Source organism: Mycobacterium paraffinicum, from assembly GCF_001907675.1.
Lineage (GTDB): Bacteria > Actinomycetota > Actinomycetes > Mycobacteriales > Mycobacteriaceae > Mycobacterium > Mycobacterium paraffinicum_A.
In genome coordinates, this window is the sequence record NZ_MPNT01000022.1 from 36,740 (window position 1) to 57,298 (window position 20,559).

Consider the following 20,559-nt stretch of genomic DNA (forward strand, 5'->3'; position numbering starts at 1 on the left):
GGCGGCTTCCTACCCCAGCGGATTGTTCTCCCGCACACCGCGATACATGCCCCACCGCACGATCCACGGCATCACCACTTTGTCGACCGACCACATCGGGAATCGGAACGCGTGACCGGTGGGCAGAAAAACCTCCAGCCCGTCCGGTTGGACCCCCACCAGCGAACCCCACCGCCGCGCCGGCGCCCGGTAGCTCCGCGGCCGGCCGCCACCAAGCTCGGCCCGGACGTTGCGGGCCACCAGCGCGTCGCCGCGGTTGCGGGCCGAGCTGCGCAGCGGATCGGTCGCCGCGACGTCACCCACCGCGAATACGCCGCGCTGTCCGGGCACCCGCAACTCCGGCGTCACCCGCACGAACCCGCGTTCGTCGAGCAGCTCCGGCGGCAACCAATCGGTGTTGGGCCGCACCCGGCCGATCGCCCACAGCACGGCGTCGGCCGACGCCGGGGCTTGCCCGGTGCTCCAGCGCACCGGCTCGCCGGTGATCTCGTCGCCCGTGAATCCGTCGGGCAGCACGGCACGGTGGCCCGGGTGGATGCCCACGCCCAGGCCGGTGAGTCGCCGCCGAATCCGGTCCCAACTTCGTGGGTGGTACTCGGTCAGGGCGCGCGGTCCGGGGAAGTACAGGTCGACCCGCTTGCCCGGCCAGGTGGTGGCCAGGTTCAGCGCGCTGCTGACCGCGGCCGCGCCGCCGCCCACGACGATGACCGAGTCGGCGGCCGCCAGCCGGCCGTGTGCCGCGCGCAGCTCCGCGCCGACCTCGGCGGCCGACTGCAGCGTTGGCCGGCGCCAAAAGCCGTTGCTGACCCCGGTCGAGATGACCAGCGCGTCAAACTCCTCGGCGAGTGTCGTGCCGTCGGCGCGTTTGCCCAGCACGGCGCGGGCGTCCAGGTCCAGGCCGGTCAACCGGGCCTGCACCGTGCGCACCCGGTCCAGGCGCCGGAACCTGTCGAACGGAATCCAGTAGTCGCGGGCCCAATCGTCCGGACGCGACAGCCGAACGCCGAGTTCCTGACCGCTGACCAGCGCGGGCTTGACGGAAATGCCGACGACGTCGGCGTGCGCGGACAGCCGGATCGCGGCCAACACACCGGCGTCTCCGAGGCCGGCAATGACGACACGCTTGCGGTTCATGTCGCTATCCTGCCTGGCATGGAATTCGGGCCCGTCCACTGACCGATCGATTGCCAGGAGCACGTCCCTTGGTCGCCTCGCCCCACAGCGATCGCATCGACCGCGTCGCGGAACTGCAGCGGTCGATGCACCCCCGCGCGCGTGCCGCCCTGCACGCGGCCGTGCGCGCGTCGGCTGCCCGCCCGGACGCCGCCCGGCGGGCCGCCAGGGACTTCGAAAAGCCGTCCCTCGGGGCGGCCGTGCTCGCGGAAGTCCGGTGGGCGTTCACCGCGCCCCGCACCTGGTTGATGGGTGTGGTCGCCAACGTGATCTTCGCCGCGGCGTGGCTGCTGGTGCAGCCGCTGACGACCGGCCGCCACCACACCGATTGGGTGATCCTGGTCGGCACGTACTTCTCGTCGTGGGTGCTGGCCGACGTCACCACCACCAACCTGTTCGGCGCAGACCATTACCGCGTGCTGGCGGGCCTGTCCGGCGGCGTGCCGTTCTGGCGGATCCTGCTGATCAAAAACCTCGCCCTGCTTGCCATCGTCGGGCTGCCCACCTTGCTGGCGGCGATGGTGTTGACGTTGTGGTTGGAGACGCCGGGGCGGCTGGGGATCACGATTCCCACGGTCGCGGTGCCTATCGTGTCCTGGCTGGGGGTGGGCAACCTGGTCTCGGTGCTGCACCCCGTCAGCGTCGAGCCGCTGATCCGGCGCTGGCGCCAACGCGGCGACCGGCGCCGCATTAGCAGCTGGCTGGCGGTCCTGACCCTGCCGTACGCGCTGTACTACGTCGCCGACCCGATGAACGGGGTTGAGCAAAAGGTGCTGTGGACGAAGGTGCCCGCGATGATCTGGCCGGTGTTCGGGCGCGACACCAAGAGCTTCGTGCACCTGGCGATCGCCGTGGCCGTCTGGGTCGTCGGCACCGCCGCCGCGGTGCTGTGGGTGCGCAAGCGCGGGTTGACGATCAGGTGATCGGTCGGGAATTTCACGCGGGCGACTCGGTCGCGAGCGCGTCGCGGGCCGCGATGTAGCCGTACACCAGCCCCTGCGCGATCGTGGCGCCCGCGCCGGGGTAGGTGGTGCCGAACGCGTTGGCGGCGGCATTGCCGATCGCGTACAGCCCCCGGATCGCGGTCCCGTCCTCGCGCAGCACCCGCGCGCGTTCGTCGGCCGTCAGCCCACCGCAGGTGCCCAGGTCGCTGAGCACCATCTTGACCGCATAGAACGGGCCGCGCCGCAGCGGGCGCAGGTTGGGGTTCGGCGCGACGGTGGGGTCGCCGTAGTACCGGTCGTAGGCGCTGCGGCCCCGGCCGAAGTCGGAATCCTGCCCGGCCGAAGCGTTTTCGTTGAACCGGGTCATCGTCGCGACGAACTCCGCGGGCGGGACACCGATGCGCGCGGCCAGCTCGGCGAAGTCGTCGGCGCGCGCCGCGATGCCCGCGTCGTACCAGGACCGCGGGATCCGCATGCGCGGAAACAGTTCGGCGCTGAACACGTAGCTGTTGCGGTACTGCTGGTCGAAGACGATCCACATCGCCTCGACCGGGCTGCCCGACCGCTCCAGCCCCAGTAGTCGTTGGCCGAACGACATGTAGTCCGACGACTCGTTGGCGAACCGGCGGCCGTTCTGATCGACGATCAGGCAGCCCGGCAGCGACCGTTCGGCCAGCATCACCCCGGGCGGCTTGCCGGGCAGCGGCGCGACGGCGGGGAACCACCACGCCTGATCCATCAGATCGATCCCGGCCCCGAGCTCCTGCGCGGCGCGGATGCCCTCGCCGGTGTTGGTCTCGGCGCCCAGGCTGAGGTTGGCGCCCAGCGATTCGGTCTGGAATTTCCACCGCATCTCCATGCTGTGGTCGAAACCTCCGGTGGCCAGCACCACGCCGCGCCGCGCCGCGATCGTCACCTCGCGGCCCCGGTGGGCGACGACCGCGCCGGTCACGCGGTCGGGGTCGCCGGTGAGGCGCAGCAGTGTGGTGTCGGTCCAGACCGGGATGCCGGCGCGCAGCACGCCGGCGAACATGCCGGCCGTCAGCCCCTGGCCGCCCGCCGCGTAGCGGCGGCCCAGCAGCCGCCCGCCGAGCCCCTGCGCCACCCGCTTGGCGAACGTCGGGACGCCGCGGCGCGGTACCCGTGCGACCAGATTCATCCAGCGGTAGTCGGCGCCGGTCGTCGGTATCGACACGGCGGCCTCCAGGATGCTGGGCCGCAACCGCGTGCGGTATTCGCCGAGGATCGAGGTGTTCAGCGGGTGGCATTCGCAGGTGCGACCCGCGGCGCTGCCGCCCGGCTCCTCGGGGTGGTAGTCGGAGTAGTCGCGGGCCCAGAACAGGCGCAGCGGCGTAGTGCGGCGCAGCATCCCGACCGTGTCGGACACGTGCGCGAGGAACGCCGCGGAGCGTTGCCCGGGCGCCGAGCCGGCGACCACCGCGTCCAGGTAGGCGCCCGCGCGCTCGGCGGTGTCGTCGGCGCCGGCCTCGCGCAGCACGGGGCATGCGGGTAGCCAGAGCGCACCGCCGGAACGGGCGGTCGACCCGCCCACGTACCGCGACTTCTCCACCATCAGGACCGACAGCCCGCCCTCGTGCGCGGCCAGCGCGGCGGCCATGCCGGTACCCGAGCCGATCACCAGCAGGTCGACGCTCGTATCGGTGACCGGAAGCCCCGCCGGGATGGTCGCGCTGTCCGGGCTCACGGTGAGAACGGTATGCCGGGCGGGGTGGCAGAGGAAGAGGGTGAAACAAGCCGCCGCGCAAAGCGGGCCGCAGGAGTTAAATCAATGCCTATGGCGTCACAGTCGGAAGCCGACGAAATTCGGCTCATCGAAGCCCAGCCCGCACCGTCCCGGTTCGCCCGCGGCTGGCACTGCCTGGGCCTGATTCGGGACTTCGGTGACGGCAAGCCGCACGCGATCAACGCCTTCGGCCAAAAGCTCGTCGCCTTCCGCGGCGAGGACGGCAACATCAGCGTGCTCGACGGTTACTGCCGGCACATGGGCGGTGACCTGTCGCAGGGCGAGGTCAAGGGCGACGAGATCGCCTGCCCGTTCCACGACTGGCGTTGGGGCGGCGACGGCCGATGCAAGCAGGTGCCCTACGCGCGGCGCACCCCCCGGCTTGCCCGCACGCGGGCCTGGACCACCCTGCAACAGGACGGCATGTTGTTCCTGTGGAACGACCCCGAGGGCAATCCGCCGCCGCCCGAGGTCACCATCCCGCGCATCGAGGGCGCGACGAGCGACGACTGGACCGACTGGCACTGGTACACCACGGTGGTGGGCAGCAATTGCCGCGAGATCATCGACAACGTCGTGGACATGGCGCACTTCTTCTACATCCACGGCTCGCTGCCGACCTATTTCAAGAACATCTTCGAAGGCCACGTGGCGACGCAGTACATGAACGGGGAGGGCCGACCCGACCTCGGCGGCACGGTGGGCGCCGAGATGCTCGGCACGACCTCGGTCGCGTCCTACTACGGCCCGTCTTTCATGATCGACGACCTGACCTACCACTACCGGACCGGTGACGCCAAATCGATCCTGATCAATTGCCATTACCCGATCGACGCGAATTCCTTTGTGCTGCAATACGGCATCATCGTGAAGAAGTCGGAGGCGATGCCCGCCGACCAGGCGATCCAGACCGCGATCAAACTCGGCGACTACATCAAGCTGGGGTTCGAACAGGACGTGCAGATCTGGCGGCACAAGGCGCGCATCGACAATCCGCTGCTGGTCGAGGAGGACGGCCCGGTCTACCAGCTCCGTCGCTGGTACCAGCAGTTCTACGTCGATGCCGCCGACGTGACGCCAGACATGGTGGACCGCTTTGAATTTGAGCTCGACACCACCCGGCCATACGAGGCGTGGATGAAAGAGGTCGAAGACAACATGGCGGCCCAGCCGGCCGCCGGGCCGGCGCTATGACGTTGGATTCGTCCGTCAGGGCGGACAACCGGCTCGACCAGATGCCCATGGTGCCCGTGGCGTGCCGCGACTGCGGCGCGCGGGTGCTGGCGCGCAAGAGCAGCTGGAACCAGACCAGCGTGCAGTGGAACGCCGACGCGACGGCCCGGTGCGTCGAGTTCGCCGAGGCGCGCGAGATCTCCGCGCACGCCGGCCGGGGTGTGTTCCTGGTGTGCTCGGCGCTGAGCGAGTCGATCCTGGACGCGGTGCGAGCGGGCGCGTTGTCGATCGTGGAGGAGGCGGTGGCGGACGCCCCCGGGCTCACGGGCGGTCGCTGACCACCTCTGCCGAAACCCGGTGCTGGTGTCGGTCCACCAATTTCAACGCGCGCGCGGCCTTCGCCGGGGCCGTCAGCACCGCCGTGTGCGGCGCCCGGGATCCGCTGTGCTGCGGCGGTTGTGCGGCGGACTCGGCGGGCTCGTCGGGTTCCGGGTCATCGGTGGGTGGTGACTGTCCGTCCCTGCGGCCCGACCGCAACCGGTTGGCGGCGGCGACGGCGAGGACGGCGGCTGTGGCGGTGCCCAGCCCCTGCGCCCAGCCCACCGGGCCGACCGGCGTGCAGCCCAGGAGTTGGCTGATCCCCGGAGTGGTGATCATCGCCGTGAACGCGGCGAAGGAGCCGGCGGCGGTGAGCAGCACCAGGGGCGCGTGGGAGTCGACCACGGTCTGGCCCAGCTCGACGGAGACCAACGAGATCAGCGCGACGGTGGAGGCTCGCTGCGGTAGCCCGGTCACCGAGGCCATCAGCCAGGCCGTGGTGGCCGCGGTGGCGGTGAGCGCCCCGCGCGCTACCACGGTTCGCATGAGCGCGCGCTCGTCGATGCCGTGCCCCACCCGTTGCACCGGCCCCGCGGGCGTGCTGACGGCGACCGCGGTCGCGGGCAACGCGTCGGTGAGCATGTTGATCAGCAGCAACTGCCGGGTGTTCAGCGGCGAGATCCCGGTGATCGCGGTGCCGATGACCGAGAAGATCACCTCGCCGGCGTTGCCGCCGAGCAGGCCGGCCACGGCCGCCTGGACGCCGCGCCACAGCCGGCGTCCCTCGTCGATGGCGGCCACCAGCGTCTCGATCCGGCCGTCGGTCAGGACCAGGTCGGCGGTGGTGTGGGCGGAGTCGCTGCCGCGCGCCACCACACCGACGCCGACGCTCGCGGCCCGGATCGCGGCGGCGTCGTTGGCGCCGTCGCCCACCATGGCGCACACCCGCCCGGCGCGCTCGAGGGTCTGGACGACCTGCACCTTGTTCTCCGGGGACATCCGGGCGAAGATCACCCGCTCGGACGCCGCGCGCTGCTGATCCTGCCGGGACAGCCCGTTCCACTCGGACCCGGTGATCACCTGGTCGGCGCTCACCGACACCCCGAGCTCGCGGGCGATGGCGGTGGCGGTGACGGGATGGTCGCCGGTGATCAGCCGGATGCCCACGCCCCGGTCGGCCAGGTCGGCCAGCAACTGTGGCGCCTGGGGCCGCGGCGTGTCCGAGAGACCCAGGAACCCGGTCAGCGTCAACCCCGTGGCGCAGAGCTCGGTGATGCCGTCGGGGTCTTTCCGTAGCGACCGCGCCTGCGCCGCGGTCAGGCGGCGTTGCGCCACCGCGATCGTGCGCAGTCCCGCGGTCGTCAGGGCGGCGACCGCGTCGTCCACCTCCGCGCCGACTTCCCCGCACGCCGCCAAGACCACTTCCGGCGCGCCCTTGACGGTCAGCTGCGTCCCCGTCACCGAGGCCGAGAAGGCCCTGCCGGAGCGGAACGGCAGATGGGTGTCGGGTTCGGACCGTGAACCGGAACCCGCTACCGCCTCCGCCGCCTTGATGATGGCTTCGTCGGTGGCGTGGACATGCGGGTTGCCGTCGTCCGCCGGCGCGGCCTGGGCGGCACACCGCAGGACGTCCTCGCGGGAATGCTCGGCCACCGGCTGCACCTCGGCGACTCGCAGCCGGTTCTCGCTCAGCGTCCCGGTCTTGTCGAAGCAGACCACCTCGACGCGGCCAAGGGCCTCCGCCGCGCGTGGCACCCGCACCAGCGCCCCGCATTCGCCCAGCCGCTGCGCCGACGCGGATTGGGCGAGGGTGGCCATCAGGGGCATGCCCTCGGGGACGGCCGCCACGGCGACCGCGATGGCGCTGCCGAGGGCCTGGCGCAGGCCGCCGGCGCGGAGCAAGCCGAGCCCGCCGACCAGGATGCCGCCGCCCGCGCTGAACGGGAAGGCGCGGCTCATCAGCTGGCTGAGTTGATGGTGCAGCCCGACGGTCGGCAGGTCACCGGACGCCAGTTCGGCCGCGCGACGCGTCTGGGTATCGGCCCCGACGGCGGTCACCACCGCGACCGCGGTGCCCGCCACCACGGTGGTCCCGGCGTAGATCATGCAGCGGCGCTCGGCCAGTTCCGCTCCGGGCGTGGCCTCGACCTGCTTCTGCACCGACAGGGACTCACCGGTCAGCGACGATTCGTCGACCTCGAGGTCGTGCGCCTCGATCACCCGAGCGTCGGCGGGCACCACCTCGTCGCTGCGCACCTCGATCACATCGCCGGGGCGCAGCTGCTCGACGACGACTTCGCGGTAGCCGCGCACCGCTTCCGGCCCGTCCGCGACCAAGCGCGCCGGCGGGGTCTGCTGGGCCAGCAGGCGGTTCAGCCGGTTCTCGGCCCGAAGCTGTTGGGCCGTCGACAGCAGCGCGTTCCCGGTCAACACCGCGCCGACCAGTATCGCGTCGGCCGGTGACCCCAGCACCGCGGTGGCCGCCGAACACAACCCGAGCAGCGGTGTCAGCGGGTCGCCGGTGAGCTCGGCGAAGGCCGCCCTGGCGAATTCCCACGCCGCGGCGGGGAACCCCGCGCCGTCGTGTCCGGATTCCGGTGCGTCGGGCTCGTCGGGGTCGCGCAGCGACGCCAGCACCTCGTGGACCCGCTCGGCCGACATCGCGTGCCACTCGAATGCCGGCGCCGGCCGGGGCACGGGGGTGCGAATCGTGCCGAGCGCCAACAGGTATCCCGACAGCAGGCCCGCGACGGCGCCGATGGTCACCGGGCCCGGCCCGCGCAATCTGCGCACCCCGGGCACCATGAACAACGCGCCCAGCGCCGAGGCGCCCGCCGAGATCGCGATGCCCTGCTGGCTCGCCCTCCTGGCCGCCGGTAGCGCATGCAGCACCCGCCACGCTCCGGCCAGGTCGTCGAGGACCAGGTCCGCGTTCCAGGGCGGCGGGGCATCGGCGCCCGGCCTGATGCCCAGCGCCACGTCGGCGCCCGAAAGGGCCTGCGCGCCGGAGGAGGACAGCGCCGCGACGGTGTGGCCGTCCCGCTGCAGCGCGGACACCGCGTCTGCAAGCGCGCGGTCGATGTCGCCGTCGCCGGCCGGGTGGACGTCGTCGAACGCGGGACGCAGGTCACCGAGCAGCTCGGTGTCGATGCACACCAGGCGCGCACCGGAGTCGCGCGCCCGGGTGATCAGAGCCGACGCGAGCGGATGGGGGGCCGGGGCGATGAGCGCCTCGACGGCATCGCCGCCGTCCGCTTCGTCGGTGGCGCCCACGGGAATGCGGTGCCAGCCCGGGGTCGGGCCTTCGTCGAGCAGTTCTTGGGCGCGGGTCCAGACCTGCTGCAGGTCTGCGTCGCGAGCGCCGCGGACGCGAACCACCCGCATCTGGGCGTCGCACAGCACGCGGGGATCGATCAGCACCGCATCGACCTTGTCGAGCCGTCGCAGGCTTTCGGGCCGCAGCGGTAGCACCGCGTGCCGGTCGGCCAGGCCGCGCCCGAGGGTGGTGGCGAACGCCTCGTGCGTGGTGCGCATCGCCTTCGGCGAGGTCGCCAGCGCGGCGTTCGACGCCATGGTGACGTTGCGGGTGAGCGCCCCCGTCAGGCCGACACCGATCAGCTGGGCCCACGCCACGCGCTTCCCATGACGTTCGATCGGGCCGGCCGGGGCGGGAACCGCGCGCGGCAAGTGGTGCAGTTCCGATTCGTCGGCATGCCGGGCCAATTCCGGCTCGTAGCGGGCCCATGCCCGCGCGGCGGCCCGGGACTCGGCGGCCTTGAAGCCTTGCATCGCCAGGTCGACGGACAGCTTCGCCGGTGACAACGTGACGACATGCGCGGCGGTGCTGAACACCGACAATGCGGTGTCCGTGGCGCCGGGGCCGATCCCGCCCTCGAGTGCGCGACGCAGCCACGGTTGGTGATTCGCGATCGCCGACACGGCCTCGACGGCGATCGGGGCAGCCGGCAACCGCAACGCCCGGCCGGCGACCGCGACCGCGAACCCGGCGGCGTTGACGGCGAGCATCGCGCCGCGGGTGACCAACAGCAGCCCGTCGCCCGGCAGGCTGTCAGGCCGCGTCGAGTCGCTTGTCCCGTAATCCTTTTCGAGGTCGTCGAGCACCGAGCAGAGGTCGTCGAGCGATGCCGCGTCGTCGTCGATCTCGACAACGGCTCGCGACAACGGACGGTTCAGGCTGACCCGCGTGACGCCGGGCTGCGCCTGCAGTGCGGCGACGACGGCGCGGCCACGCGCCACCCCGCTCATGCCGTCGACGCCGCGCACCTCGATCCACAGGCGGCCATCGCCGCGCCCGCACCGCCGGCTCAGCGTGGAGCGGGAAACCTCACCCGAGAGCACCTTTGCGCCCACGCGGACGGGCAGCGTGGCGACATCAAGGCCGGCGGCGGCCAACTTGGCGGCCGCGTCGCCGAGTCCCGCGGCGGCCCCGAGCCCCGTCGAGATGACCCGCAGCGGCGAAAGCTGTCGCACGCGCAACCCCTTTCAAACACAAGACGAATGGTTGCTTCGCGGTTATTCGCGAGAGGAGGCCGCTGATCGTCGTTGGCCGCGGCTGCAAACCCGACCAACCTACCCCGCGGGAACGGGGCCAGCAACCTGAGGCGTCCCCGCGTAACGATCATGTAAAAACTGATCGGAGCTGTTAGGGAGCATCGATCAAAATGTTTGGCAAGCCAAATTCTTACATTGAGCAAAGCCGAATGGGCCGTTGGGGTTACGCCCGCCCCGGCCTGGCGTTACGGCCGCAGGCAGCGCCGCCCACTAGCCCTTGGCCGCGGACCGGCCCGCGCGGCGGCCGTAGAAGCTGCCGTCACCGAGCGAGATGCCGCTGGCGTAACCCCACGCGGCCAGCCCGGCGGTGCAGCGCCCGGCGGCGAAGAGACCGGGGATGGGTTCTCCGCTGACGTGGAGCACCTCGGCGTCCAGCGTGGTGGCCAGGCCGCCCAGGGTGAACCCGCCGGTGTTCTCCCGCAGGTCGATGGCGCCGACCGGGGAACCGATGGGCTTCAACCACTCCGGCTTCTTGTGCAGCAGCGGGTCCTCGCCGCGGGCGGCGCCCTCGTTGTAGGCGGCGACGGTCGCCTGCAGCGATCCCGGCGCCAGGCCCATGTCGCGTTCGAGGTCGGCGACGGCGTCGGCCACCCAGGTCGCCGGGCGCAGCATGAATTTCGGGGACCACGACGCCATTGCTTCTTGCTGGGCATCGTCGTCGATGATCAGGAACGCGATGTTGTCCTGCTGGTAGAGCGTGAGCTGGCCGATGCGGCCGGGGTAGGTGTCCTCGGCGACGTAGCGCTGGCCGCGACCGTTGACCAGGATGCCGCGCACCAGCTGCTGAGGGTCGATGAAGAACGCCACCTCGGTGGCGTCCATGTGCGCCAAATCGGCGCCCAGCGCCTGGGCCATGCGGATCGCCTGCCCGTCGTGCTGCTCGATGGAGGCGGCCGGGCGCCCGGCGATCCGCGGGGCGTACCTCGCCACCATCGCGTCGTTGTAGGCGAAGCTGCCCGTCGCGAGCACCACGCCCTTGCGGGCCCGGACCGCGATGTCATTGCCGTACTGGCGCGCGCGAATCCCGACCACCCGGCCGTCGGCTTCCACGATCAGGCGCTGCACCCGCACGTCGTAGAGCGCGCGTGCGCCGGCGGCGGTGGCGGTCTCGACGAGCGGCTTCATCAGCATGTAGCCCGCGCTGGCTTCGCCCTGCTTCTTGTTCGACATCTGCGGGACGTGCCCGCGCGGGGCGGGGGAGGCGATCGTGTTGAAGGGGTAGGCGTTTTCGCCGCCGCTGTACATCAGGCCCTGGTCGCCCATCGGCTCCCAGCCGGGCTCGGAGAAGAACTCCGCCTTGAACGGAACGCCGCAGCCGACGAGCCACTCGAAGTGGGCCACGCTGCCGGCGCAGTAGTCGGCGATGCGGTCCGGGTCGGCGCCGGGCCCCATCGCGATGTTGAGGAACGCCGCCATGTTGTCGACGGAATCATCGAAGCCACAAGCCTTTTGCAGGGGCGTGCCGCCGCCGAGGTAGATGAACCCGCCGGCCATCGCCGCCGCCCCGCCCCACGAGCCGGTGCGTTCGGTCACCAGCACGTCGGCGCCGGAGCGCGCCGCCTCCACCGCCGCGGCGGCGCCCGCCACCCCGTAACCGGCGATCACGACGTCGGCCTCGTCGTCCCATGACGTGATCGACGCGGCGGGGATCGGCGTGACGTCGGTGTCGGGCGTCATAACCGCATGGCCGCGGGCATTTCGCCGATCCACTGGTGACCCCAGTAACTGTCGGCGGTGATTTCCTCTGCCGTGTAGTAGGTTTCGTCGACCCGCATGCCGTCGGTGCCGAACTCGATGTCCCAGTCGCCGGGAGCGCGCACGTAGAACGACACCATCTTGTCATTGGTGTGGCGGCCCAGCGTGGACGACAACTGGAAGCCCTCGGCGGTCACGCGGTCCAGCGCCTGCCCGACGGCGTCCAGGCTGTCGACCTCCACCATGATGTGCACCAGACGCGGGTCGCGCTGATGTGCGGCCGGCACGATCGCCAGGCTGTGGTGCCTTTCGTTGATGCCCAGGAAGCGAACCCGCACGGGCCCAAACTCTTTCGGCAAGGGCACGCGGAACGCGCCGCGGGAGCGGAAGCCCAGCACCTCGGTGTAGAAGTCGAACAGCCCGCCCGGGTCCGTCGCCGGTATCACGACGTGGCCCATGCCCTGGTCGCCGGTGACGAATTTCGCGCCGAACGGGGTGACGACCGGGCTGTGGTCGAGCACCGCACCGTGGAAGACCTCGAGCGTGGTGCCGGCCGGGTCTTCGAACGTGATGACCTCTTCCACCCGGCGGGCCTCGGCCTCGTCGGTGGACAGTTGCTTGAACGGGGTGCCCGCGGCGTCCAGGGTCGCCTTGACCCGCTGCAGCGCCGGGCGGTCACGCACCTCCCAGCCGACCGTCAGCACCCGGTCGGTCTCACCGGGCACCACGATGAGCCGGGCGGCGCGTTCGTCCATCCGCAGGTACAGCGCCTCCGGGTCGGGACCCTTACCTTCGGCGAAACCCAGGACCCCGAAGGCGAATTGCCGCCAGCGGTCGATGTCGTTGGTCGAAATGGTGATGTAGCCAAGGCTTTTCAGGTCGGTCAACGTGCTCTCCTAGATCAAAGCCCGCAGGGGGCCATCGGGAGGATCGATACCCAACGAACTCAGCGCCGACGCGTGATAGGTGGTGCCCGGCATGTGGATGGCGTGCAGCTGGCCGACGTGCACGTCGCGCCAATACCGTTGCAGCGGCTTGTCCATGCGGGCCGCGTTGCCGCCCGAGCGGGCGAAGATCTCGTCGACCGCCGAGACCGCGCGCCACACCGCGCGGATCTGGGTGCGCCGACCCGCCGCGCGGTCGGCGAACGACACCTCCTTGCCCGCGGCGACCATGTCGTAGATGCGGTCGGCGTTGGCCAGCAGCTCCTGGCGGGCGGCGTTGATGTCGGCGGCCGCCTCGCCGATCGCGAACATGACGTAGGGGTCGTCCTTGATGGCGGTTCCGGTGGCGCCCACGCGTTCGCGTTGGTAGTCCAGGTGCGCGGCCAGGGCCCCCTCGGCGATGCCGATCGTGGCCGCCGAGATGCCCAGCGGGAACATCGTCGACCACGGCATCAGATACAGCGGTTCGGTCATGCCGGCCTCCCGCTGGGCGGTGCCGTCCATCACCTTCGTCGCGTCCATCGTGCGGTAGGACGGGACGAACGCATCGGTGACGATGACGTCCTTGGAGCCGGTTCCGCGCAGCCCCACCACGTTCCACGAGTCCTCGACGATCTCGTAGTCCTTGCGCGGCAGGATCATGTGCAGCATCTGCGGCGGCATGATCGGGATGCCCTTGTCGTCGCCCAGCATCGCGCCCAGGATGATCCAGTCGCAGTGGTCGGTGCCCGAGCTGAACTGCCAGCGGCCGTTGAAGATGTAGCCACCGTCGACCGGCTTGGCCACCCCCTGCGGCGCGTACGGCGAGGCCATCCAGGTGTCGACGTCGTCGGCCCAGATCTCGGCCGCGACCTTCGGGTCCGCGTAGGCCAACTGGTAGGGGTGCACGCCGACCACGCCGACGATCCAGCCGGCGGCGGGGTCCAGCGCCGCGGTCGCCATCGTCGTTTCGGCGAACTCGCGGGGGTGGACCTCGAACCCTTGGTACTGCTTGGTCTGCAGCATCCGGATCAGGCCCGCCCCCTTCATCAGCTTCACGCTGTCGTCGGTGAGCCGGCCGATCCGCTCGGCCTCGGCGGCCTGCTCGCGCAGCTGGTCGCCTAGTTCAATGACCCGGTCGATTACCCGGTTTGGAACCCGCTCGCTCATGCTGTTGTCCTTTTGTTCCTGGCGTACTAAAGGTGTACCGCAGTCGGTGCCGGACCAGAAGGTGATCGGGGTGAACTCGCCGCGCGGTGGGCAAGAGGAGGACGACCATGAGTGAGATCGACGAGCTGTCCGCACGGCTGCGCCGCCTGGAGGATGAGCGGGACATCGCGCGGCTGATCGCGTCGTACGGCCCGGCGGTGGATGCCGGCAATGCCGAGGCCACCGCGGGACTCTGGGCGAGCGACGGCAGCTACGACGTCGACGGCTGGCGCATGGAGGGCCGGGCCGCCGTGCACGCCATGGTCGACTCGTCGGCCCACCAGAAGCTGGTGGCCAAGGGGTGCTGTCACTTTCTGGGGCCGTGCGTCGTCACCGTCTCCGGCGATTCGGCGGTGGCGCTGTGTGAGTCCCTCGTGCTGATCCGCGACGGCGACGGCTATCGCGTATGGCGTTGCACCGCAAATCATTTCGTCCTCCACCGAGTCGGCGGACAATGGCGGATCGGTGCGCGCACCAGCCGGATTCTGGACGGCAATCCCGACGCCCACGCGCTGCTGGCCGCGGGCCTGTCGGGCTCTGACCTGCCTTGACGGCGCGACCGCTAGATCCGGATGGCGGCGACGCGTCCCCCAGCTCCGCGGGGGTGCCCCCAGCGCCCGGCTGCGCCGCGCTTGCGATCGCCACGGCCGGGCCCCCGATCTCCGCTAGACCCGGGACAGAAACGCCAGCACTGTGCTCTCGAATGCCTCCTTGGCCTCGATCATCGCCCAGTGCCCGGAGTTCGGGAAGATGTGCAGCTCCGCATTGGGGATGGTGCGCATCGGGATGAGCGCCATGTCCGGCGGGCTCACCCGGTCGTCGCGCCCCCAGGTCAGCAGCGTAGGTGCGGTCAGCTTGTGCATGACGGCCCACGGCATCGGCCGGTCGGAGGCGGCCATCGCGGCGTTCATCGCGCCGAAGGCCGCTTTCCCGTACATGCGGCGCGCGGCGGCCAGGGTGTCCGGGTCGGTGGCCAGCTCCCAGCGTTCCTCGACCAGTTCCTCGGTGATCAGCGCCTGGTCGTAGACCATCGACTTCAGCCAGTCGACCAGCCGCTGCCGGGTGGGATCCTCGACGAACTCCTGCAGCAGCCGGATGCCCTCGCTGGGGCTCGGGCTGAAGATGTTGGTTCCGATGCCGCCGATGGTGACCAACCGGTCGACGCGGTCCGGGTTGTGGGTGGCGAAGTTGATGCCCACGCCGCCGCCCATCGAGTTCCCGACGATGTGCGCCCGCGCGACGTCGAGCGCGTCCAGGAAGGGCGGCACGGTGCCGAATGCCGTCACCATGGGGTGGCCGCCGAAGTCGTCGCTGACGCCGAACCCGGGAAACTCCAGGATCAGGCAGCGGAAACGCTCGGCGAACGTGGGCAGTATGCCGCGGAAGTTGCGCCACCCCGTGACGCCCGGTCCGGAGCCATGCAGGAACAGCAACACCGGCGCCGATTGCGGGCCGCAGTCGTAATAGCGCAAAGCGCCCTTGGGAGTGCTGATTTCGCGCAGGTCCTGCTGCGTAACGATGTCTGCCACGGGTGTCACCATGCCATGCCGTGGCGGTCAGCTCTGTTGGTGGCTCGATTCGCTGCAATTCAGCAGCTCTTTGAGCGCCGCGGGGAACGTGTCGGCGAGGTCCCAGAGGTCGGCAACCAGGTCGGGGCAGGAGATGAGGCCGATGCCGAGGCGGCCGTTGAGCGACATGACCGTGATGTTGAGCGCGGCGCCGGCGATGATCGGGCCGAGCGGATAAATGGCGTCGACCCGACAGCCCATGAAGTAGAGCTGTTCCTGCGGTCCGGGCACGTTGGACAGCACCAGGTTGTGCGGTGGTTTCTCGGGCAGCGGTATCCGGGGCAGCAGCTTCATCGCGGCGCCGAACATGGTCTGGCCGGCCACTTGCGTCCAGTCCTGCAGCAGGCTGGACCCCATGGCGGCGGTGTGGTCCTTGGCCGCGGCGTTGCCCTGCGCGATGCGGCCGAGCCGTTCGGCCGGGTCCTCGATATGGGTCTCCAGCCGGCACAGCATCCAGGTGGTCTGGTTGCGGCCCGGCCGGTCGGATTTGCCCCGCACCGAGACCGGCACGCTGGCCGTCATCGGGCTGTCCGGCAGTTCGTCGCGGTCGGATAAGAACTGGCGCAACGCGCCCGCGCACAGGGCGGTCACCACGTCGTTGACCGTGACGTGAAACCTGTCCTTGATCTTCTTGACGTCCTCGAGGTCAAGGGTGGTCAACGCGACGTTGCGGCGCCGCGTGAAGGGACCGTTGAAGGGTGTCGGAGGCGCCGCGAACGGGGCGGCCATGGTCTGCCCACCCGCGCGGGCGCGCAGCATCGTTTGCGCGAGCGTCAGCGCGGTTGCCGGCAGCACCTTGGCCAGGCGCCACGGCCGCAACCCGGCGCCGATGAGCCCGGAAGCGGCGATCTGCAAGGGATTTGCCCCGCCGGACCGGGCGGCGGGCTCGGGGGCGGGGGCGTCCGGCGCGGTGCTGCACAACTGGGCCAGGAGATTGGCCCCACCCACCCCGTCGACCACCGCGTGGTGGGCCTTGAGGACGACGGCGAGCGCGTCGCCGCCGTGCAGGCCCTCGATCACCCACATCTCCCACAGCGGGCGATCGCGATCCAGCGCCAGCCCGGCGACGTGCCCGCAGATCTCCGCTAACTCCCTCGACCCTCCAGGCGCCGGTAAGGCAACCCGGTGCAGGTGGCGCGCGAGGTCGAAACGATCGTCGTCGACCCAGACCGGGTGGTCGAAGTTGAGCTGGTTGTCCGCCAGCTTGAGACGGAATTCGGGCACGGCGTCCACCCTGGCCGAGAGTGCCTCACGGAACTGGCCGAACGTGTAGCCGCCCGGCGTGTCACCCGGGTCCAGCTCCAACACGCAGCAAACATTTAGCGGTTGCGTCGGTGATTCCAGGTAGAGGAAGAACGCGTCCAATCCACTGAGTCGTTGCATATCCGTTCGCCTCTTTTGTGCGCTCTGACCGCTGGTCACATGACCTCTGGTCAGCACCGGAGCCCGCCGGCGAACGCAATCAGGGTCGACCGCAATCTCTACGTGTGATTCTTATTTGTAGCCGTTGGGCGGGCTCGGGCAAACATGTGAGCCGGACAATTCATGAAATCGCAACCGACGTCGTCCGCGCGCAGGACTCAGCCGCCAGGCGAGCGCCGAGCCATGGCCGAGCCGGGTGCGGCCCAGTCGGTAGAGGCCTTGCGATGGCTGATCAGCCACGCGTCGCCGTCCGGCATGAAGGTGTCGCGGTACCGGCCGAAATGGTCGAGTCCGACGTGGGTGAGCACCGTGAAGTACGACGACACCTGTGCCGCGTCGCGCGTCAGCACGGTGATCAGCACGTTGGTGAGGTTGTGCCGGACGATCGGCTTGACGTCCGCCGGTCGGTCGACGTTGAGGCCGCCGAGAAACGCCGCGATCGCCGAACGCCCGCGCAGTGGCTCGAAGCCGCGAATCTCCAGGACACCGTCGGCGCGGAACGTCGCGGCGAGGCCGTCCACGTCGCCGGCGTCCCCCGCCCAGTTGTATCGCGCCAGAGTGTCGCGGATCCGCTCACGCGCGACCAATTCCCAGATCTCCACCGTCGTGACTCCTCGGCCGCAGCCTAATACGCGAAAGCGCAACCGCTACTTCACGATGTGGGGCCGGAAACCGTGGCGGTTGGACGGTGTCACGCCGTTCAGGTCGAAGATCGCGATCAGGGCGCGCAGCAGCGCGGGGGACCAGTCCTCGAACGGTTGCGCGTCCAGCCGATCGAGGACTTCGCCACGGAGATACTCGATGCCCGAAGGGCGTTGAGGGTCGCTCATCGCACATTCCGACGGCACACGGGACCCGGTTCGGTGCTCAACGAGCCAGCTCCCTTCCGCAACGAGTTGCTGGCGTCGACGCTAGGACCGCCGCCTCTTGCTTGTACAGCCAACTGGCCAAATTCAAATGTGCCGGAAAGACCGACTCCAACGTCCAACGCGGCTCATTCCGCATGTGGGAATGAATCGTGGCACCGGGCCGTAGAACAACGCATGGAACTCAACGACGCGGCCCGCGAACTCATCGGCAAGGGCGCCGACGCCACCCTGGTGACCCTGAACCCCGACGGCAGCCCGCAAGTCAGCCTGGTGTGGGTCGCCTTGCAGTCCACACCCGAGGGAGACGAACTCGTCACCGCGCACCTCGCCGCGCACAAGAAGGTTCGCAACGTTCGCAACGATCCCCGAGTGGCCGTCACCATCGTGGCGCTCGACGAGACGCACACCGGGATGCGGCCCTACCTCTGGATCACCGGGACGGCACGGGTCGTCGAGGGCGGGGCGCCGGAGCTGCTCGCCCAACTCAACCCGATTCTGGGCGACCCGAACACGAAGTTCCCGCCGGACGGCGCGCCGCCCGGGTTCTTGACCCGCATCCGCATCGACAAGGTCGGCGGCATCGGCCCGTGGGCGTCCTGACGCCCGAATTGGGGACTTCCGCGACGGTCGGTAGCGGAATACAGTGGGTGGGTGACGACGGGCGAAGACGGTAGGCACCTGCGCACCTGCCCCCTCTGTGAAGCCATGTGCGGCTTGGAAATTCACGTCGACGGCGGCAGGGTCACCAGCATTCGGGGCAACCGCGACGACGTGTGGAGCCGCGGGCACATCTGCCCGAAGGGTGTCTCACTGGCGGCGCTGCACGACGACCCGGACCGGATCCGCCAACCCATGGTCAAGGTCGACGGCGAATGGCACGAGGTGAGCTGGGACGCGGCGTTCCGCCGCTGCACCGAGTTGCTGACGCCGGTGATCGAAAAGTACGGGATCGGGGCGATCACCGCCTACACCGGCAACCCGCTGGCGCACTCGTTCTCCCTGGCTCGGTACGCGGGCGTGCTGATGGGCATGTCGGGGATGCCGGTCACCTATTCGCCGGGCACCGTTGACCAGTGGCCAAAGAATCTCTCGTCGCACTTGATGTACGGCCTCTGGTGGAACTTCCCCGTGCCCGACATCGAACGCACCGACCTGATGGTCATCATGGGCGCCAACCCCGCCGCGTCGCAGGGGTCGCTGCTGGCCGCGCCGGACGTGATGGGCCTGATCGACGCGATCCGCAAGCGCGGCAAGGTGATCGTGATCGACCCGGTGCGCACCCAGACGGCGGCCCGCGCCGACGAATGGCTTCCCATCGTGCCCGGAACCGACGCCGCGCTGCTGCTGGCCGTGGCGCACACGCTGTTTGACGAAGATCTGATCCGCCCCGGACCGCACGTGGACGGTGTCGACACCATGCGCCGGGTCGCCGCGGATTGGCCACCGGAGCGCGTCAGCGCGGTCACCGGCATCGCCGAGGACCGCATCCGGAGTTTGGCCCGTGAGCTCGCCGGCACCGAGAGGTCGGTGGTGTACGGCCGAATCGGGTTGTGCAATCAAGAATTCGGCAGCCTGGCCAGCTGGCTGGTCGACGTCATCAACATTCTGACCGGGCATTTCGACGTACCCGGGGGAGCGATGTTCCCCAAGCCGGCGGCCTGGTCCATCACCACTCAGCCGCTGCCCGGCCTGGAGGGTGGCCTCCCGGAATTCGGCCGCTGGCATACCCGCGTGCGCGGGGCCAAGGAGGTGCTCGGCCAGGCCCCGGTGTCGTGCATGGCCGAGGAGATCGCCACTCCGGGCGACGGGCAACTCAAGGCGCTCATCACGGTCGCGGGCAACCCGGTGTTGTCCACGCCCGGCGGCGACAAGCTCGACGAGGTGCTTCCGATGCTGGAAGCGATGATCTCCGTTGACCTTTGGCTCAACGAGACGACGCGGCACGCCGACGTGATCCTGCCCGGTCTGTCCCCGCTCGAGCAGCCGCACCACGACGATCTCATCCTGCTGTTCGCGATCCACAGCATCGCGAATTACTCGCCGCCCGTGTTCGATCCGGGAGACCGCCCGCACGAATGGGAGATCCTGATCCGGCTGACCGGCCTGTGCACCGGCACGCCGGCCGAAGACGTCGACGTCGCGGCGATCGACGACGGGTTCTTCGACTACCTGGCCTTCACCCAAGGGCTCGACGGGGCGGAGATCCGCAAGCTCTACGATCACGGCGGCCCCGAGCGGATGCTGGACCTGACACTGCGAACCGGGCCGTTCGGGGACCGGTACGGCAAGAATCCCGGCGGGCTGACACTGGATCTGCTCAAGGCCAACCCGAACGGCATCGACTTCGGACCGATGGTGCCGCAAGTGCCGGACATCCTGGGCACGCCCGACAAGAAGATCCGGCTGGCGCCGCAATACCTCCTCGATGACCTGCCGCGGCTGGCGGCCAGGATGGAACGACCCGCCGAACCGCTGGTTCTGGTGAGCCGCCGGCACCTTCGCTCGAACAACACCTGGCTGCACAACGTGCCCGCGCTGATGAAGGGAAAGGACCGGTGCACGTTGCTGATTCACCCCGACGACGCGGCCAGATGCGGCGTCACGGACAATGACGTCGTCACCGTCAAATCGGCGGCCGGCGAAATCAAAGTGCCCGTCGAGGTCACCGAAGCGATCAAACCGGGCGTGGTGTCGATGCCCCACGGCTGGGGCCATGGCAAGCCGGGCACCCGCATGGCCGTGGCCAACGGTTCGCCGGGCGCCAACACGAATGTGCTTTCCCCACCGACGTTTATCGACGAGCCGTCCGGCAACGGCGCGCTCAACGGCATACCGGTGACGATCATCGACGATCGGGCCCGATTCCGTCCCGCACACACGCACTGAATTACGTAAGCCGTCAACCCCCTTCGGTTGGTTAACGGCAAGCTCCGGTCTGTGGTTCATCTC

At 69.8% G+C, this 20,559-nt stretch carries 16 protein-coding genes; 6 read left to right on the forward strand and 10 right to left on the reverse strand.

Features of this window, described 5'->3' with window-relative positions; translation table 11 throughout:
- Positions 1-9 precede the first annotated feature (9 nt).
- Positions 10-1,134: an FAD-dependent oxidoreductase gene (locus BRW65_RS21070; protein WP_073878008.1), complete on the reverse strand. Its 1,125-nt coding sequence runs from the start codon at positions 1,132-1,134 to the stop codon at positions 10-12.
- A gap of 161 nt (positions 1,135-1,295) precedes the next feature.
- Here BRW65_RS21070 and BRW65_RS21075 point away from each other — a divergent pair, with 161 nt between their 5' ends.
- Positions 1,296-2,096: a hypothetical protein gene (locus BRW65_RS21075; RefSeq protein WP_073878010.1), complete on the forward strand. Its 801-nt coding sequence runs from the start codon at positions 1,296-1,298 to the stop codon at positions 2,094-2,096.
- 13 nt (positions 2,097-2,109) lie between these two features.
- On the opposite strand, the gene BRW65_RS21080 is transcribed toward BRW65_RS21075, so the two are convergent.
- Entirely contained in the window at positions 2,110-3,822 is a 1,713-nt protein-coding gene (locus tag BRW65_RS21080; protein ID WP_073877917.1) for a 3-ketosteroid-delta-1-dehydrogenase, read from the reverse strand.
- A gap of 90 nt (positions 3,823-3,912) precedes the next feature.
- Here BRW65_RS21080 and BRW65_RS21085 point away from each other — a divergent pair, with 90 nt between their 5' ends.
- Positions 3,913-5,055 carry a Rieske 2Fe-2S domain-containing protein gene (locus BRW65_RS21085; protein ID WP_073877919.1) on the forward strand — a complete coding sequence of 381 codons (1,143 nt, stop codon included), beginning with the start codon at positions 3,913-3,915 and terminating at the stop codon, positions 5,053-5,055.
- Complete coding sequence (locus BRW65_RS21090; RefSeq protein WP_073877921.1) at positions 5,052-5,372, forward strand: ferredoxin; 321 nt, start codon at positions 5,052-5,054, stop codon at positions 5,370-5,372. Before BRW65_RS21085 ends, BRW65_RS21090 begins: the two co-directional genes overlap by 4 nt.
- Here the strand turns inward: BRW65_RS21090 and BRW65_RS21095 are convergent.
- The 4 genes from BRW65_RS21095 to BRW65_RS21110 all read right to left on the reverse strand — a co-directional run bounded on the left by BRW65_RS21095 (position 5,356) and on the right by BRW65_RS21110 (position 13,712).
- Complete coding sequence (locus BRW65_RS21095; RefSeq protein ID WP_073877923.1) at positions 5,356-9,843, reverse strand: cation-translocating P-type ATPase; 4,488 nt, start codon at positions 9,841-9,843, stop codon at positions 5,356-5,358. The two genes, BRW65_RS21090 and BRW65_RS21095, sit on opposite strands and share 17 nt — an antisense overlap.
- A gap of 291 nt (positions 9,844-10,134) precedes the next feature.
- Complete coding sequence (locus BRW65_RS21100; protein WP_073877925.1) at positions 10,135-11,601, reverse strand: FAD-dependent oxidoreductase; 1,467 nt, start codon at positions 11,599-11,601, stop codon at positions 10,135-10,137.
- Positions 11,598-12,506 (reverse strand): biphenyl-2,3-diol 1,2-dioxygenase, encoded by a 909-nt coding sequence (gene bphC, locus BRW65_RS21105; RefSeq protein WP_073877927.1) that lies wholly within the window; start codon positions 12,504-12,506, stop codon positions 11,598-11,600. Before bphC ends, BRW65_RS21100 begins: the two co-directional genes overlap by 4 nt.
- Before the next feature lie 9 nt (positions 12,507-12,515).
- A complete protein-coding gene (locus BRW65_RS21110; RefSeq protein WP_073877929.1) occupies positions 12,516-13,712 on the reverse strand; it encodes an acyl-CoA dehydrogenase family protein in 1,197 nt (398 codons plus the stop codon).
- A gap of 107 nt (positions 13,713-13,819) precedes the next feature.
- Between BRW65_RS21110 and BRW65_RS21115 the strand changes: the two genes are divergently transcribed.
- Entirely contained in the window at positions 13,820-14,302 is a 483-nt protein-coding gene (locus BRW65_RS21115) for a nuclear transport factor 2 family protein (protein WP_073877931.1), read from the forward strand.
- A gap of 114 nt (positions 14,303-14,416) precedes the next feature.
- Here the strand turns inward: BRW65_RS21115 and BRW65_RS21120 are convergent, their stop codons facing one another.
- The 4 genes from BRW65_RS21120 to BRW65_RS21135 form a co-directional block, all read right to left on the reverse strand.
- Positions 14,417-15,280 carry an alpha/beta fold hydrolase gene (locus tag BRW65_RS21120; protein ID WP_244168151.1) on the reverse strand — a complete coding sequence of 288 codons (864 nt, stop codon included), beginning with the start codon at positions 15,278-15,280 and terminating at the stop codon, positions 14,417-14,419.
- Positions 15,281-15,307: 27 nt separating this feature from the next.
- Complete coding sequence (locus BRW65_RS21125) at positions 15,308-16,702, reverse strand: WS/DGAT/MGAT family O-acyltransferase (RefSeq protein ID WP_073877935.1); 1,395 nt, start codon at positions 16,700-16,702, stop codon at positions 15,308-15,310.
- 197 nt (positions 16,703-16,899) lie between these two features.
- Positions 16,900-17,343: a nuclear transport factor 2 family protein gene (locus BRW65_RS21130; protein ID WP_073877937.1), complete on the reverse strand. Its 444-nt coding sequence runs from the start codon at positions 17,341-17,343 to the stop codon at positions 16,900-16,902.
- 45 nt (positions 17,344-17,388) lie between these two features.
- On the reverse strand, positions 17,389-17,571 hold the full coding sequence (locus BRW65_RS21135; protein WP_073877939.1) for a hypothetical protein: 183 nt from the start codon (positions 17,569-17,571) through the stop codon (positions 17,389-17,391).
- A gap of 213 nt (positions 17,572-17,784) precedes the next feature.
- Between BRW65_RS21135 and BRW65_RS21140 the strand changes: the two genes are divergently transcribed.
- Positions 17,785-18,210, forward strand: coding sequence for a PPOX class F420-dependent oxidoreductase (locus BRW65_RS21140; RefSeq protein WP_073877941.1), 426 nt, complete (start codon positions 17,785-17,787; stop codon positions 18,208-18,210).
- Positions 18,211-18,261: 51 nt separating this feature from the next.
- Positions 18,262-20,496, forward strand: coding sequence for a molybdopterin-dependent oxidoreductase (locus BRW65_RS21145; RefSeq protein ID WP_073877943.1), 2,235 nt, complete (start codon positions 18,262-18,264; stop codon positions 20,494-20,496).
- Positions 20,497-20,559: the final 63 nt, after the last annotated feature.